General features: G+C 51.1%; 13 protein-coding genes. 10 read left to right on the top strand and 3 right to left on the bottom strand.

Annotated elements, in window-relative coordinates:
• Positions 1-44: 44 nt before the first annotated feature.
• Positions 45-2,792, bottom strand: coding sequence for an alanine--tRNA ligase (alaS, locus tag BUB30_RS05240; RefSeq protein ID WP_073131712.1), 2,748 nt, complete (start codon positions 2,790-2,792; stop codon positions 45-47).
• A gap of 170 nt (positions 2,793-2,962) precedes the next feature.
• Here alaS and BUB30_RS05245 point away from each other — a divergent pair, with 170 nt between their 5' ends.
• The 5 genes from BUB30_RS05245 (at position 2,963) to dprA (ending at position 7,668) form a co-directional block, all read left to right on the top strand.
• Positions 2,963-3,937, top strand: coding sequence for a M23 family metallopeptidase (locus tag BUB30_RS05245; protein WP_073131714.1), 975 nt, complete (start codon positions 2,963-2,965; stop codon positions 3,935-3,937).
• On the top strand, positions 3,937-4,902 hold the full coding sequence (locus tag BUB30_RS05250) for a M23 family metallopeptidase (protein ID WP_073131716.1): 966 nt from the start codon (positions 3,937-3,939) through the stop codon (positions 4,900-4,902). The genes BUB30_RS05245 and BUB30_RS05250 overlap by 1 nt, the downstream gene beginning before the upstream one ends.
• A gap of 126 nt (positions 4,903-5,028) precedes the next feature.
• Entirely contained in the window at positions 5,029-6,123 is a 1,095-nt protein-coding gene (locus tag BUB30_RS05255; RefSeq protein ID WP_073131718.1) for a CapA family protein, read from the top strand.
• Position 6,124: 1 nt separating this feature from the next.
• A complete protein-coding gene (locus tag BUB30_RS05260) occupies positions 6,125-6,463 on the top strand; it encodes a MerR family transcriptional regulator (RefSeq protein ID WP_073131720.1) in 339 nt (112 codons plus the stop codon).
• Positions 6,464-6,558: 95 nt separating this feature from the next.
• Positions 6,559-7,668 (top strand): DNA-processing protein DprA, encoded by a 1,110-nt coding sequence (gene dprA / locus BUB30_RS05265; RefSeq protein ID WP_073131721.1) that lies wholly within the window; start codon positions 6,559-6,561, stop codon positions 7,666-7,668.
• Between the two features lies 1 nt (position 7,669).
• On the opposite strand, the gene BUB30_RS05270 is transcribed toward dprA, so the two are convergent.
• Together BUB30_RS05270 and BUB30_RS05275 are read right to left on the bottom strand one after the other, a co-directional pair.
• A complete protein-coding gene (locus tag BUB30_RS05270) occupies positions 7,670-8,296 on the bottom strand; it encodes a tetratricopeptide repeat protein (protein WP_073131723.1) in 627 nt (208 codons plus the stop codon).
• A 61-nt stretch (positions 8,297-8,357) separates the two neighbouring features.
• Positions 8,358-9,209: a hydroxymethylglutaryl-CoA lyase gene (locus tag BUB30_RS05275; protein ID WP_073131724.1), complete on the bottom strand. Its 852-nt coding sequence runs from the start codon at positions 9,207-9,209 to the stop codon at positions 8,358-8,360.
• A 194-nt stretch (positions 9,210-9,403) separates the two neighbouring features.
• On the opposite strand from BUB30_RS05275, the gene BUB30_RS05280 reads away from it, so the two are divergent.
• From BUB30_RS05280 to murB, 5 genes are all read left to right on the top strand, one after another.
• Positions 9,404-11,143 (top strand): DUF1800 domain-containing protein, encoded by a 1,740-nt coding sequence (locus BUB30_RS05280; protein ID WP_073131726.1) that lies wholly within the window; start codon positions 9,404-9,406, stop codon positions 11,141-11,143.
• Between the two features lie 11 nt (positions 11,144-11,154).
• Positions 11,155-12,861, top strand: a complete 1,707-nt coding sequence (locus BUB30_RS05285; RefSeq protein ID WP_073131728.1) for a DUF1501 domain-containing protein — start codon at positions 11,155-11,157, stop codon at positions 12,859-12,861.
• Positions 12,862-12,882: 21 nt separating this feature from the next.
• Positions 12,883-13,785 carry a porin family protein gene (locus BUB30_RS05290; RefSeq protein ID WP_073131730.1) on the top strand — a complete coding sequence of 301 codons (903 nt, stop codon included), beginning with the start codon at positions 12,883-12,885 and terminating at the stop codon, positions 13,783-13,785.
• 8 nt (positions 13,786-13,793) lie between these two features.
• Positions 13,794-15,017: a hypothetical protein gene (locus BUB30_RS05295; RefSeq protein WP_143164770.1), complete on the top strand. Its 1,224-nt coding sequence runs from the start codon at positions 13,794-13,796 to the stop codon at positions 15,015-15,017.
• 99 nt (positions 15,018-15,116) lie between these two features.
• On the top strand, positions 15,117-16,136 hold the full coding sequence (murB, locus tag BUB30_RS05300) for a UDP-N-acetylmuramate dehydrogenase (RefSeq protein ID WP_073131733.1): 1,020 nt from the start codon (positions 15,117-15,119) through the stop codon (positions 16,134-16,136).
• The last annotated feature ends 177 nt before the right edge of the window (positions 16,137-16,313 follow it).

The raw sequence follows: 16,313 nt of genomic DNA on the forward strand, positions 1-16,313 counted from the left end.
TGCTATGCATAACGAGGATCAAATCAAGTATCAAAAACAGGGTCTTATTTCATTATCAATTTACGTGCTTTTTCAGTAACGGCATCCAATCCGCTTAAGTTCTTTCCACCGGCTGTCGCGAAAAAGGGTTGACCTCCCCCACCGCCGTCGATTTCCTTGGCCAATTCCTTCACGAGGTTGCCGGCATGGTAAGTGTTGGTCTGAGCCAGCTTCTCGCCGATCATCACCGCCACCTGCGGTTTGCCATCCACATCGGCCGCCAACACCAACAAGAGATCGTCGAATTGGTTGCGCAAGCCATAGGCGATGTTTTTCAACACATCGGCTGTGGGAACGGAGACCTTTTCAAGGATGAGGTGATAACCATTTTGCTTTACGGCTTTCAACGCCAATTTATCTTTCAACTGGTTGGCCTGTTCCTGCTGATACACCTCCAGCTTTTTCTCCAGGGCATGCTTTTCGTCCAGGAGATTCTTTGTCGTGGCAATGAGGTCCTTCGGATTTTTCAAAAGGCTTTTCACCTGGTCGAGGATATCCACCGACTCCCGTACAAAACGCTCGGCCTCCTCGGCGGTGATGGCTTCGATCCGGCGAACCCCTGCCGCTACCGAACTTTCGGACACGATCTTGAACAACCCGATCTGACCTGTGGACGACACGTGCGTACCGCCACAAAGCTCTACCGAAAATTTCGGATCAAAGGTAATGACCCGGACAAAGTCACCATATTTTTCGCCAAACAAGGCCATGGCCCCCAGGGTTTTGGCTTGTTCGATGGGCACGTTTCTTCTTTCGTCCAGCACGATGTCCTCCCTCACTTTCCGGTTCACGATGTCCTCCACCTTGCGAATTTCTTCCGGTGTCATGGCGGTAAAGTGCGAAAAGTCGAAGCGGAGGATTTTGTCGTTTACCAACGAACCCTTTTGCTCCACGTGCTTGCCCAACACCTGGCGCAGCGCGGCGTGCAGTAAGTGTGTAGCCGAGTGGTTGTCCATGCTCAACTGTCGTTTATGACGGTCGACCACGGCATGAAAAGTAGCCTCCATGTTCACCGGCAGCTTGTCGGCAAAATGGACGATGAGCTCGTTTTCTTTTTTTGTATCGGTAATAAAAATTTTCTCGTTCGCGCTTTCGATGTATCCCGTGTCACCTTCCTGTCCGCCACTTTCAGCATAGAATGGGGTGCGGTCAAATACCAATTGAAAAAGCTCTTTATTCTTCTGCTTCATCTTGCGATACTTCACCACGTTCACTTCCGATTCCAGGTGGTCATAGCCAATGAACTCGGGTTTCTGATCGTCGCCTACCAATACCCAATCACCGGTCTCTTTTGCAGCGTCGGCTTTGGAGCGGCTCTTCTGTTTCGCCATCTCTACCTTGAAGCCATCTTCGTCAACAGAAAAACCTCTCTCCCGTGCGATCAACGACGTGAGGTCGAGCGGGAATCCGAAAGTATCGTACAGTTCGAAGGCTTGTTCGCCGGTCAGGGTCTTGTTCGCAAGTTCCCCTTCGAGGCTCTCAATGCGTTTCAATCCTTTATCGAGTGTTCTCAGGAACGCGTTCTCTTCTTCAAAGATCACTTTGCTGACATAGTCTTTTTGCGCCTCCAATTCCGTGAACACGTCTTTCAATTGATTCGATAACACGGGTAGCAGCGAATAGAGGAAAGGCTCCTTAAAATTCAAGAACGAATATCCATAGCGCACGGCTCTTCTCAGGATGCGGCGGATCACATAGCCGGCACCGGTGTTGGAAGGAAGCTGCCCATCGGCAATGGCAAACGACACCGCGCGAATGTGATCGGCGATGACCCGCATGGCGATATCCGTTTTCTCACTGCTGCCCTGACGTGGGTTGGTCAGATACGTTGTGTCCTGGTAGGCAATGTTCGATTGTTCGGAGATGAAACGGATGAGCGGTGTAAAAACATCGGTGTCGTAGTTCGAGCTCACCAAGTTGATGGCACGACACAACCGTTCGAAGCCCATACCCGTATCCACGTTCTTGTTGGGAAGGGGCTTGAGCAGGGTTAGGTTGGAGCGCAGCTTTTCGCGGGCGGCTTTCTTGTCGGCTCCTTTATAGTCGAGGTCGAATTTCAACATTTCGCCGCTGCCTCCCTTTTGGGGATTCCAATAGCGCTCGAATTCCATGAACACAAGATTCCATATTTCAATGACCTGGGGATGGTCGTTGTTGACCAACTCCCGGCCGGGCACGGCTTTTCTTTCGGCATCCGATCGCAAATCGACGTGGATTTCCGAACAGGGTCCACAAGGCCCGAGATCGGCCATCTCCCAAAAATTATCCTTTTTACTGCCTTGGATGATGCGGTCTTCGCTCACGAACGACTTCCAGAGGTCGAATGCCTCCTGGTCGAAGGCCAGGTTATCGTCTTTGTCGCCGCCAAACACGCTCACGTAGAGCCGGTCTTTGGGCAGTTTGTATTCCACTGTCAACAGTTCCCAGGCCCATTCGATGGCTTCTTTTTTAAAATAGTCGCCAAAAGACCAGTTTCCCAGCATTTCGAACATGGTGTGGTGGTAGGTATCGATCCCCACCTCTTCCAGGTCGTTGTGTTTTCCGCTCACTCTCAGGCACTTCTGGGTGTCGGCAATGCGCGGGCTCTTCGAAATCGCGTTCCCGAGAAAAAAGTCCTTGAATTGCACCATACCAGAGTTGGTGAAAAGCAAGGTAGGGTCGTTTTTCAGCACCAGAGGTGCAGAAGGGACGATAGTGTGGCCTTTTGAGGCAAAAAAATCTAAAAACTTACGTCTGATCGAACCCGAGTCCATTACCTGTTGTGTGGTTTAAAAATTTTGAACGTTACGATTTTTACTATCTTAGCCCGCAAAAAAATACGGCAAGCCACAAAATTAAGCGCATATGACGGAGAATAAGCAGGTATCGGGGATTTTTTTATGGCTTGGATCACCTTTAAACGCTTAATGTTTTCCCGGACCTGATGTCGAACTTCAAGTACCACTACAATCCGAAAACCTGCCAATACGAACGCGCCCGCTGGGATGTGAAGGAGATTTTGTGGTATGTCGCCGGATTGGTTACACTCGGGCTCCTGTTTTGCGGGGCCATGATCTTCGCCCACGACTCGTTCATCGAAACAGAGACTGAAAGAATACTCCGAGCGGAGAATCAGGTGCTTGAAAAACACAAACCCGTGCTCGAAGAACAACTGACCACCGTGGAAGCCACGCTGGTGAGCCTGAAAGAAGACGATAAGGCGCTCTACACCAAGGTATTCAACAGCGACCTGCCCCAATCGGAAACCTCCGCCTCTACCCTCACCAAAGAAAAAATTCTCCTCGCCGACGCCGCTGGTTTCAAGGACATGATGGAAATCCTGAAGTCCAAGTCGGAAGCGCTGCAAAAAACCTCTGCTAAAAGCAATGCCTTTTTTGGCAACACCACCCACATCACCAAAGACCAGTTCGACATCATGGGTTCCATACCCTCCACGCAACCCGTGGCAAACACACAATTGGATCTGTTGGTGTCGGGCTTTGGCGAACGCATCAATCCTTTTCACAAAGGCAACTATAAACATCCCGGTGTTGACTTTGCAGCTGCGCGCGGCACGGAAGTGTCGGTCACCGCGAATGGCAAAGTGATCACGGTCAGCCGGACTACGCTGCAAGCGGGCTATGGCAACTACATTGACGTAGACCACGGCCACGGCTTCGTGACCCGTTATGCACACTTGGAAGAGATCAAGGTGCAGCGCGGACAAAACGTTTCGAAGGGCACCGTGATCGGCACCGTAGGCAGCAGCGGCGGTTCCACCGCGCCACACCTTCACTACGAAGTGATCCGTGAGGGCGAACCCGTTGACCCTGCACGTTACCTGATGGAAGGATTGTCGAGCGAGCAACACATGAAGTTGCTGAAACTAAGTTCCAAACAAAACCAGTCACTGGACTAATGGGAAAAGTTAAATACCGATACAATCCGAAGACCTGTAAATACGAGCCCTGGTATCTGAGAGGAAAAGCGCTGCAAGATCAAGCCGCTATCTTCATCGGATTGTCGTTCCTCCTGGGTGGACTCTTTTATTTTGGCTACACGCGCAACTTCGATTCACTGGAAGAACAGTTGCTGAAAAAGAAGAACATCACTTTAAAAGTAGAGTGGCAAATCCTGGAAGACCGCATTCAGGCGGCCACCGCCGACTTGAATACGCTGGTAGAACGCGACGACAAGAACTATCGCGTCATCCTCGACTCCAGCCCGCTGGCACCCGAGATCCGCGAAGGCGGTGTAGGGGGTAGTGAAAAATTCAGCACCGAAGGATTGAAGGATTATCCCACGGTGATCTCCGACTACGCCATCCTGGAAAAACTGAGAAGTAAAGTCGACGTGGAGGTGCAATCCTATAAAGAACTCAACTCCATTCTCACCGAACGCATAGAAATGTGGGCATCGCGCCCTGCCATCCAGCCGATCAACAACAAACAACTGGAACGGCTACACATGAGTTATGGGGCGCGTTTTCACCCCATCTACCATCGCTACATGGAACACAAGGGGCTTGACTTTTCGGCTGCCAACGGCACGCCTGTATACGCCACGGGCGATGGAAAAGTGATCATGGCCCACTACTCCAGTTCCTATGGCAATGTGATCTACCTCAACCACGAGCACGACTATGAAACCCGCTATGCCCATCTCTCCCGCTTCGCTGTGAAGGAGGGCGACGTGGTGAAGCGCGGCCATGTGATCGGCTATGTGGGCAACACCGGAACGTCGGTTTCGGATCATTTGCATTATGAAGTGCTGTTCAAAGGCCAGCACGTGAATCCCATCAATTTCTTCCAGCGCGATCTGAACAACAAAGAGTACGAACGCCTCATTGAAGCCGGCAGCACCGACGCCAAAGTGCTGGATTGATTTCCGAATAAAATAATGCACAGTCCATGAGCCTCTTGAACGAACCAGGAGGCTTCCTTTCGTTTTTTGCTTGTAGCTTTATGAAATCTCCGTTTCTTTGTATTCCGTTCTACAAATCCCTTTCGCATGCGCCCCTTATTCCTGTTCATTTTCATTTCGATCTCCACTGCACTAACCGCCCAGGTGGTTGACAGCACGGTGGTGGATAGCACTGCGGCCAAACCACCCGCACCCCGTGTGGTGAAAGACACCGTGACGCTGGTCGGCGTGGGCGACATCATGATGGGCACAAACTACCCGGAAAGCATGCTTCCGCCAGATGACGGTGCGTTCCTCATGAAAGACGTGGAGCCATACCTGAACGATGCCGATGTCACCTTCGGCAACCTGGAAGGCACGCTGCTCGACACCGGCGGAACCCCAAAAACCTGTCGCGATCCCAAAGTGTGTTATGTCTTCCGGACGCCCGTCCGGTTTGTAAAGAATTTGAAGAGCGCCGGGTTCGATATGATGAGCCTGGCCAACAACCACGCCGGTGATTTTGGCGAAACAGGCCGTCAAAGCACCATGAAAACCCTGAACGCAGAAGACATCAAACATGCCGGGCAAGTGGTTCAGAAATACGTGTTGCTCACCAAAGACAGCCTCACCTACGGCCTCGTGGCTTTCGCTCCCAACAGCGGCTGTGTGAACCTGAACGACCTGGAAGGCGCCAAACAATTGGTGGCCCACCTGGATTCGATCTGCGACATCGTGATTGTATCATTTCACGGGGGCGCTGAGGGTGCGCAATATCAAAATGTGCCCCGTACCCACGAGCTCTTCCACGGCGAGGACCGCGGCGACGTCTATAAGTTCTCGCATATCCTGATCGACGCTGGCGCCGATGTGGTGTTTGGACACGGACCGCATGTTACGCGTGCCGTTGAGGTGTATAATGAGCGGTTCATTGCCTATAGCATGGGTAACTTTTGTACCTACCGGGGCATTAGCGTATCGGGGGTGAATGGCCTCGCCCCCATTATCAAGCTTTATACCGATGCACATGGCAAGTTTTACAAGGGTAAAATCACACCCACCTATCAAACTTATGGCGGCGGCGTGAAAGTTGATCCTCAAAATCAGGTAATTAAGAGGATACAGGAGCTTACAAAAAAAGATTTCCCGGAATCAAAAATTCAGATTGCCGAGAATGGTTTAATTACTTACCTTGCTCAATAACATGGCGTATAAGGAAAAGGAAATCGAGAAACTTTACTACTCCATTGGAGAAGTTGCAGAAATGTTTAGCGTGGCTCCCTCACTCATTCGTTTTTGGGAATCGGAGTTTGACCTCATTAAGCCGAAGAAGAACCGCAAAGGAAATCGTCAGTTCACCAAGGAGGACATTGATCATGTCCGGACGATCTACCACCTCGTAAAAGAAAAAGGCTTTACCCTGCAAGGTGCCAAAGAGATGCTGCGCAACGACACCCAGGCCGTGCGCGACAAAATGGAGTTTATGGACTCACTGAAAAAAGTTCGCAGCTTCCTGGTGGAGCTCCGCGAGAAATTGCATTGATCGTTTCCTTTCATTCTTTCATCACGATGTCGTAAACAAGCGAAGAAAACCCTTCGCCCGTCTTTTGTTCGATCCTCCCTTATTTTTTTACCCGCATGGATCAGAACAGGCTGTCATTGCTCGCCCTTCACTTTATTCCCGGCATCGGAAATCACCTGGTCCGCCAGTTGATCAGCTATTGTGGCTCCGCTGAAAAAGTGTTCCGCACACCCCGTGGTAAACTCTTGAAAATCCCCGGCGTGGGCATGGTCACGGCCGAGAGCATCCTCTATGGTCATCCCTTCAAGCTCGCGGAAGCCGAGATGGTTCGCGCTGAAAAAGAAAACGTGCAACTCATTTTTTTCACCGACAAAAATTATCCATCAAGGCTAAAGCAGATCAACGATGCACCCTCGTTGCTCTATGCCCGTGGCAACATCGATTTTGAGATCCCCAAAACGGTGGGCATCATCGGCACCCGAAGGGCCACACCCTATGGCAAACAATGCGTGGATGACCTGGTGACAGCCCTGGTGCCTCACACACCCCTCATCGTGAGCGGGCTGGCCTATGGCATCGACATTCACGCACACCGGCAGGCGTTGAAAAACAATCTACCCACCGTGGGGGTCATGGGCAGTGGCATTGATGTGATCTACCCTTCGCTTCATATTGAAACGGCCCGGCGCATGGAAGTCAAGGGCGGTCTCATCACCGAAAATCCTTTTGGCACCCGGCCCGACGCGCATAATTTTCCTGCCCGCAACCGCATCATCGCCGGACTTTCAGACGCGCTCATTGTCGTGGAAGCGGCCGAAAAAGGCGGGGCGCTCATCACGGCCGAAATCGCTAATAGTTATAACAAAGATGTATTTGCTTTTCCGGGGAATGTGGGCCAAAGTTTTTCGGAGGGATGCAACGTCCTGATCAAATCCAACAAGGCAAACCTGATCACCCACGTGAAAGACCTGGAGTATCATATGAACTGGAGCGCCGGTGTGAAGCCCCTGAAAAAGAGAATACAATTCGACCTCGGGGACTATGACGCCGACGAGCAGGAAGTATTGAAGCGGCTCCTGGAAAACAACCACCAACTCACCATCGACGAGATCAGTTGGCGGACAGCCTTGCCAATCGGCAAACTGGCGTCTATTTTATTGGGGTTGGAATTGAAGAACATTGTAGCGGCCCTTCCCGGGAAAGTCTACAAGTTGTTGGTGGGATAGCTTATTGTCCCTGGTCCTTCTGGTTGCATTTTTCTTTGATCACCTCGTAGGCTTTCAAATCGCCCAGTTCGCCGGCTTTGCTCAGGTCGAGACAGCCGTTTTTCATGTCGCCGAACTCGATGCGCAGGATACCCCGCATATAGTAAGCATCCACGTTCTTGGGATTGATCTGGATGATCTTGGAACAGTCGTTGATCGCATCTTCATAGGCTTGCAAAAACTGTTTGGCTTTGCCGCGGTTGAAGTAGGCCTCGATGTAGTTTTCGTTGATGGTGATGGCCGATGTGAAATCGGCAATGGCGCCGTAGTAATCCTGGAGCTTCATCTTCACATTGCCACGGGCAAAGAAAGCGTCGGCAAATTTCGGATTCTTTTCGATGGCGGTGTTGTAGTCCTTCATGGCACCGTGGCGATCATCGAAGTTGTCTTTGATATTGCCGCGGATGAAGTATGCCGGTGCATAGTTGGGGTCGATATCGAGGGCCTTGTTCAGGTTCAGCAGCGATTCCATGAACTCGTGTTTTTCATAAAGTTCACGGCCTCTTTGGGTGAGGTCCTTGGCATTTTGTGCATGGGACAAGATCGAAAAAAGCAACAAGCCAAAAAGAATAAAACCGGGACGCTTCATAATATCGAATTTAAACAAAGTTAACAGATAAAGGTCAGGCCTCCGGCGAGAAGTAATATTTTCAATGCTTTGGGAATATTTCGTCCGCCATTTTCCATGCGGCGTTGAATTGGGTTGGATCAATGCCGGTGGCCACGCCCTTTTCTTCCAAAAAGGCCAGGATGGTTTCGGTGGCCAGGTTGCCCACCAGGTCGTCGTTGGCCATGGGGCATCCGCCAAAGCCTTTGATGGCGCCATCGAAACGGCGGCAACCCGCCTCATAGGCGGCTGCGATCTTTTCGCGGGCCGCTTGCGGCGTGGAGTGAAGATGAACACCGATTTCGGCTTGCGGATGGCGCGCCGATAGCGTGGTGAACAAGGACCGGATCGCGGCCGGCGTAGACACGCCAATCGTATCGGCCAGGGACGTGACATCGGAGCCGAGGACCATCAACCGGTCCACAAATTGCGCGACGCCGTCGGCGTCATACGGATCGCCATAAGGATTTCCAAAACCCATGCTGATGTAGGTCACCAATTTTTTCCCCGACCGCAGGCATATGTTCTTGATCGCCTCCAAAGTTTGTAAGGCTTCGGCAATGGACTTGTTAGTGTTGCGTTGCTGAAACGTTTCGGACATAGACAACGGGAAGCCCAGGTAAGTAATGCGTTCAAAGGTTGCCGCGTCTTCCGCTCCCCGGGTATTGGCGACGATGACCAACAGTTTGGAGGCCCCTCCATCCCAATCCAGCCGGTTCAATACGTCGGCCGTATCGTGCAGTTGAGGGATCGCTTTTGGCGATACAAAGCTTCCCGCATCGATTGTGTCGAAGCCTACTTTCAGCAACTGGTTAATATAATTAACTTTCAACATTGTGGGTATGAATGTGGACAGGCCTTGCATGGCATCGCGCGGACATTCGATCAGTTTCATAGGCGATTATGATTTTTTTAGGGAAGCGGGGAAGGAAAAAAGCCGGATTAAACATACAACCGAAAGCCGGTAACTCGCAATGAAAGGCGAATATTTACAACCAACGGAGGCTAATGCGCTTCGTCCCCGATTTTTATAGTTTTACAAGAAAAGAAAGATTAACCGTCTATTGAAACCACTCTACCACTAACACTATGCCTCTACCGGAATTTAGCGGCGCCCTGGGTATTAAACGAGCCGCCCATCTGTTACGACGGGCAACGTTCGGGGCGACCAAACAGCAGATCGATGTCTTTGCCGCATTGACCCCTGCACAAGCCATCACTTCCCTCTTCCGGCAATCACTACCCGACCCTGCCCTACCCATCGACCCCAAAACGGGTCAGGTATGGGTGCTGACGCCGGTGACCGATGCCAACAGCATGGACCTCGACAGTTTCCTCCGGAAATGGATCATCGGCCAGATGATCAGTGCCGGCGTGCCCTCGGGGATCTCACTCGCCTATAGCGCCCGTGAAAAGATGGTGCACTTTCTGCACACGCATTTCACCACCATCATGTCGAAGGTGAGCAACAGCCGTTCGATCTATTACCAGAACCAGTTGTTCCGAACGTTTGCCCTGGACGCCTTGAATAGTAACCCCGCTATCAATTTCAAAAACCTTACCGTGAAGATCAGCGTCGACAACGCCATGTTGCGCGTGTTGGACGGCAACCTGAACGTGAAGGGAAGCGAAAACGAAAACTACGCCCGCGAATTGCTGGAGCTTTACTCCATCGGCCGCGGTCTCGAAGGCACCCTGCCGCCAACGACCGAGCAAGGCGACTACGGTGTTTATAAGGAAGACGATGTGAAGGCCGCAGCCAGAGTGTTGTCAGGCTGGGATGTGGACGAAGACTTTGCCAACCTCGATCCGGACACCAACCTGCCCCGGGGCAAAGTGAAAGGCTCGCCCACCAATGCCTCGTCGCACGACAACACCACAAAACAATTCAGCGTGCATTTTGGAAATGCCACCGTCCAACCCAACCCTGCGTTGCTGAACGGCGGCAATCCCACGGAAGCAAGCGCCCTGGACGAAATCAGTCAGTGGATCGATCTGATCTATTCCAGCCCCCAAACGGCGAAGAACATTTGCTGGAAGATCTACCGCTTCTTTGTGTATGCACCGCATACGCCCGAAGAAAGCATCGTCATCGACGGCGCGATCATTGCCGAAATGGCCAATACGTTTGCCGCCGGCGGCTTTAAACTGCAACCCGTCATCGAGAACTTGTTGCGCAGCCAACACTTTTATGAAGCCACGGCAGGCACGGTAACCGACGACAACTTCGGAGGCATCATCAAGTCGCCCATCGACCTGATCATCCCTACCTTGCGTTTCTTCGACATTACCGTACCCGGCATCACCGTTTCCACGACTGACTTTTATGCGGCCACCGGCGAGATCGAAACGCAGGTGACGACGCAGGCCATGAAATTCTATGAGCCTTCGGATATTGCCGGATACGAATCCTATTTCCAATTTCCCATCTATCACCGCTGGTGGATCACGCCGAACACGTTGGCCAACCGTTACAACTTCATCCGCACGCTGATCACCACCATGGAACAAGGCATGTTCAAGGTGAACGTCTATGATTTTGTAAAGAACAACATCCCGGACGCCATCGCCGCCGATGCACGACTGCTCACCATGGAACTGGCCAAGTACCTGCTCCCGGTGACAGACAATTTAACTTTCGACGATGCAGCCGATGATACTTCCGGCCTGACCGCCAAGCGTCTCAACTATTTCAAGGAACGCTTCCTGCAAACTTTTGACGAAGCCTATTGGACCACACGCTGGAACGCCAACGAGCCCGATTTGCGCGACCAGTTGGAATACCTGTTCAACAGCATGCTGCAGTCGCCCGAATATCAACTTGCCTAAAGACAAAAGACATGAACAAATCGAGAAGAGACTTTTTAAAGAAGCTTCCGTTGGCGATGAGCATACCCTTCGCGATCGGAGGCGTTCCCCTGCGTGTGTTGGGCGAAGGCAGCTCTTTGGCGCGCATGGCAGCGGCCAGCGGCAACGACCGCGTGCTGATCATTCTTCAATTAGCCGGCGGCAATGACGGATTGAATTGCCTTATCCCCGTTGAAAAATACGACGAGTACCACACCCGCCGCGCCAACATCGCCATCCCTGCAAAAAACAGTTTACGCAAATACATTCCCCTGGACAGCACGTTGCCGTCAGACGCTCAAGTAGGGCTTCACCCCGACATGTTGGCGATGAAAGGCTTGTATGACCAAGGACGCGTTACCTTCGTGCAAGGCGTATCCTACAAGAACAACAACGGCTCCCACTTCCGGGGCCGCGACATCTGGTTCATGGGCGGTTCTGCCGATGACTACTACCAATCCGGTTGGGTTGGACGTTATTTGGAGGGAGAATTTGCTCCCAAGAAATATCCGCAAGATTTTCCCAATGCCGAAATGAAAGACCCATTGGCCATCGAAATGGGTAACGACGTGTCGCTCATTTTCCACCAGCAGGGAAACATCCCCACCTCCATCTCGATCAGCAGCCCTGAAGCATTCGCGAAACTGGTAGGCGAACTGGAGGGCTTCATCGACGAAGAAGTGGATCCCCGCGGTTTGCCTCCCGAATATTTGCAAGGCTCTCCCTATTATAAAGAATTGGACTGGATCCTGAGCCTGGAAGATAAATCCAAGGACTATGCACAGCGTTTGGCCGAAGTGTATGAGGCGGGGGGCAAAACTTCCGTGACCTATCCGGAAAACTACCCTTTCAATGCGCCAAAAGGAAGTTTGAAAAACCCGCTGTCGGAACAATTAAGGTTGGTTGCCCAATTGCTCGCAGGCGGATGCCAAACTAAAGTATTCCTGGTGAAAGTAGGCGGTTTCGATACGCACGCCGACCAGGTTGAAAAATACGATACCACCATGGGCGGTCACGCCGCATTGATGTATCACATCTCAACGGCCATGAGCGCGTTCCAGCAAGACCTGCGCTCGCGCGGCATGGAAGAGCGGGTGCTAAGCGTCACCACATCAGAATTCGGACGACGCATCCAGTCCAACGGCAGCTATGGCACCGACCACGGCACCGGTGGGCCGCTGTTTATTTTTGGTCGCGGCGTCCAGCCTGGGGTGGTCGGCAAGGTGCCGGACCTGTCGAAAGGCAACGTCGACATGCAATACGACTACCGGCTCGTCTATGGGAACATCATGAAAGACTGGATGCTGGTGGACGACACCCGTCTCAACGAGATCTTCCCCGGCCTGATGACCTCCACCGGAACGACAGATGGTGTGACCTTCCAGGCATTACCGCTGGCACAGCAGATCATCACCGGCACGGAAGGATTTATCAGCAGCCGTTTCTCACTGGGCGAATGCTACCCGAATCCCGCCAAGGACAAAACGTCCCTGTCGTTTACATTGAACAACACCAACCAGGTGAATGTGGACCTGATGGACAACCAGGGAAAAGTGGTGAAGGCCATGGTGAATGGCGTATATGAACCGGGTGAGCATAAAATTGATGTGGAGCTCACCGGTTTGCCGACCGGCCACTATATTTATCAGTTCAAGACCGGATCTTATAAAGAGTCCAAGAAACTAGTGATCATAAAATAAAACCTAAGACCCTTACCCGTGATGAAACGACGCTACCTGGTGCTGCTATGTTTTCTTATAGCCGCTACCGTCAACGCCCAGGAAAAAAAACGATCCGGTTCCGATAAAAAACGAAAATCGGCCGCCTACAACAAGAAGGCAAAAGAAGACGACAAATTTTTAGAGAAGCAATGGTGGCTCGGCTTCAAGGCCGGTCCCAACTTGTCGAAGGTGTCGGTAGACAAAACCTATGCCGTGGTCTCTCCCACCAATTATGATGCGTCCAGCATCGGCAAGACCTACAAAAATTTCAGCCTGATGGGCTCACAAGCCACCCTCGAGGTATCGTTCTACTTTAAAGGATTCCTGATCAGCTTCCAGCCTACCTATCAGCGTAGCCGGTTTGAGTACAGCAATCAATTCAACTGGATGGATACCATCCCCGAACACAACGTGACGTTAAACTATCACCAAGAACAGAAACTAAGTTATGCCGTTCTGCCCTTGCTGGTAAAATACGATTTCCTCCACGGCCGTCTGCGCCCCTACGTGCAACTGGGTATCTACTCCGCACTGTTGTTGGATGCCACCACCATTGTCACCGTGAGTGGTGTGGATCAGGCCAGCGGGGGGGCCAACGAATTCAAAAATGAACCGATCATCGTAGGCTCGAAAGATCTGTTTGCCAAATCGCATTGGGGTCTTCTGGGGGGCGTCGGATTGAACTATAACCTGGGCAATAACGTGCGTCTGAACTTCGATGTATCCTATAAATATGGCATGAGCAACATCTCTTCCACCAAGAACCGGTACAGCAGCGACCGGCTATCGGGCGTGGGCGATGCAATGGACGACCTGACCCTGGACAACGTGGCCGTTACCCTGGGATGTCTGTTCCCGTTGCGTTTCCTCTCCAGTGGTTTTAAAACATTAGATAAAAAATGATTTCTGTCATGCTAAAAAAATACTATTCGCTGCTGCTGTTTGTATTGGGCGTATCGCTCTTGTCCGGATGTTCGGAAAAATCAAACCCCTCATTCGATCAGCAAAATTTCGCCTCGATCTTTGACAACAGCAAGTTCGACGCGTCCTACTTCCCCATTGACATGCGCGAGACTCCTGATGGCGGGTACATCGTGCTCGGCGGCCGACGTCTGAGTGAGAACTCCGATTTTGCCGGCATCTATCTGTTGAAAGCCGATCAGTACGGAAAATTTGTAAAAGAGATCGAAGTTCCTGCCTCCACCGGCGTTTATCCCGTCGGCAAGCTCATGGAATACCAAACGAAGTATTATTTCTTTTGCATGGATGCTCAGACCCTCCAGGCTCAGATCGCCAATGTGGATGCGTTGCTGGAAGCCGTGAGCGTCACGCCTGTGCAAGGGGACCTTACGTATCCGGCGGCAGCATCGTTTGCCAACAACAACTTTATATTGCTCAGTTACAATAACAACGATAAGCTGTCGGTCATCTCTGTCCTGAATACAGACGGCGGCATCCTGAAGTCGAAAGGCTACGACATTGGCGTAGGCTCCGACGACGAGATCATCACTGAAAAATATGTCATCGAACATTACCTCCGTACCGGAAGACAATGGCCGTTTGAGGCGGGCGTCATGGCCAATGGCGTGTACTATTTTAATGGATTCTATAACTACACGTTTTCCCTCGTGTTCACCGACGCTGCATCAGACGATCCGTCAAATGTAGCTCAGGGACAGAGCGATAAAGGCGGCCTGAGCGGTGTCTCCTACCTGGGGGCCAACAAGTTTGCCTTGTCGCGGTTCAGCTATGGCAATAATTATTTCTTACCCGGCAAAGACATTCCCGGTGGCGACCCGGCGAGTTCTGACTTCGGTGGATTCACGCTTCCCGAACTGGTGCCCGACGCTCCGGTGAAGATCCTGCAAGCCAAGACCGACACGAAGAATGCGTTGGTCTATGCCAGCAACACAAAGTCGAAGCAGATCGGTCTGTACTTCTATGAACAGGAAACCGGAACGTTTATCAGCAGCCGCTACCTGGGATTTTCCAATCCTTATGAGATCTCCAGCCTCATCCAAACATCCGACGGCGGTCTGGCAGTGTGTGGCACCACCTATCTGGCGGGACGATTCCCCCGGATCTGCATCTTTAAAATTTCCAAAGACGAGTTGAACGGACAGCTCAGCAAGTAGCATCCCTCTTCGCCATCACGGGCATTACCCCGGGGTAAAGGACCAACCTATATCCCGGGGTAATTACTTTTTTATACCTTGCCGGTGAATTTTTTGCGTATGAATGTCCAGGAAAACATAGAGTTACTCCCCTATAACACCTTTGGGATCAAGGCCAGGGCAAAATATTTTACGGCGATCCGGTCCATCGCCGACGCACAGGCGTTGATCGCTTCCGATCTCTTCCGGAAAGAGAAGCACATCTTTTTAGGTGGCGGCAGCAATATTTTACTCACTAAAGATTACGATGGACTGGTCGTGAAGGTAGAACTTCAAGGCAAGGAGGTCGTTCAGGAAGACGACGATACGGTGACGTTGAAAGTCGGCGCGGGCGAAAACTGGCATGCTTTCGTCATGCATTGTGTGGCGCAGGATTGGGGTGGCGTGGAGAACCTTTCCCTCATTCCGGGCACCGTCGGAGCCGCTCCGATGCAAAATATCGGGGCTTACGGGGTAGAAATAAAAAAAAATATTTTGACCGTCGAAGGGGTGGAAATCGGCAGTGGAACGGTGACTTCGATGAGCAACGAAGCATGCCGTTTCGGGTATCGCGAAAGCATCTTCAAGCATGAAGCAAAGGACAAGTTTTTAATCTCAAGTATTACTTTAACCCTCACCAAAAAAAATCACGCGTTCAACATCAGCTATGGCGCGATCGAAGAAACGTTGAAGCAAATGGGACGCGAAAAGTTGTCGGTAAAAAACATTAGCGATGCAGTTATCCACATTCGTCAAAGCAAATTACCGGACCCCGCGCGCGTTGGAAATGCCGGAAGTTTTTTTAAAAATCCTTCAATACACGCTGATTTACACGATTTTCTGAAGAAGCGTTATCCTTCGCTCCCATCTTTTCCATCGACCGATAGCCTTGTAAAAATTCCTGCAGCATGGTTGATCGAGCAATGTGGATGGAAAGGAAAAACATTCGGAGCCATCGGTGTTCATCCGCTTCAACCCCTGGTGTTGGTGAACTATGGAGGTGGTGAAGGCGAAAAAATATGGCAACTCGCCATGGACATTCAAGGCAGTGTGAAAGAAAAATTCGACATCATTCTTCAACCCGAAGTGAATGTTTTATGAGCGATGAAGGGATCAAAATCCGATCGATCATGCATCACTTGCACATGAAAAAAAATCTCGCTCAGAAAAAATTTTTCGCAAAAAATTTTTGTGTGTAAATATTTTGTTATAACTTTTCGTATCGTTTAACAAAAAAATTAAAACGCTATGGCAAAAACAGCGAAGAAAACAGCTAAA

The sequence above is a fragment of the Chryseolinea serpens genome (assembly GCF_900129725.1).
Taxonomy (GTDB): domain Bacteria; phylum Bacteroidota; class Bacteroidia; order Cytophagales; family Cyclobacteriaceae; genus Chryseolinea; species Chryseolinea serpens.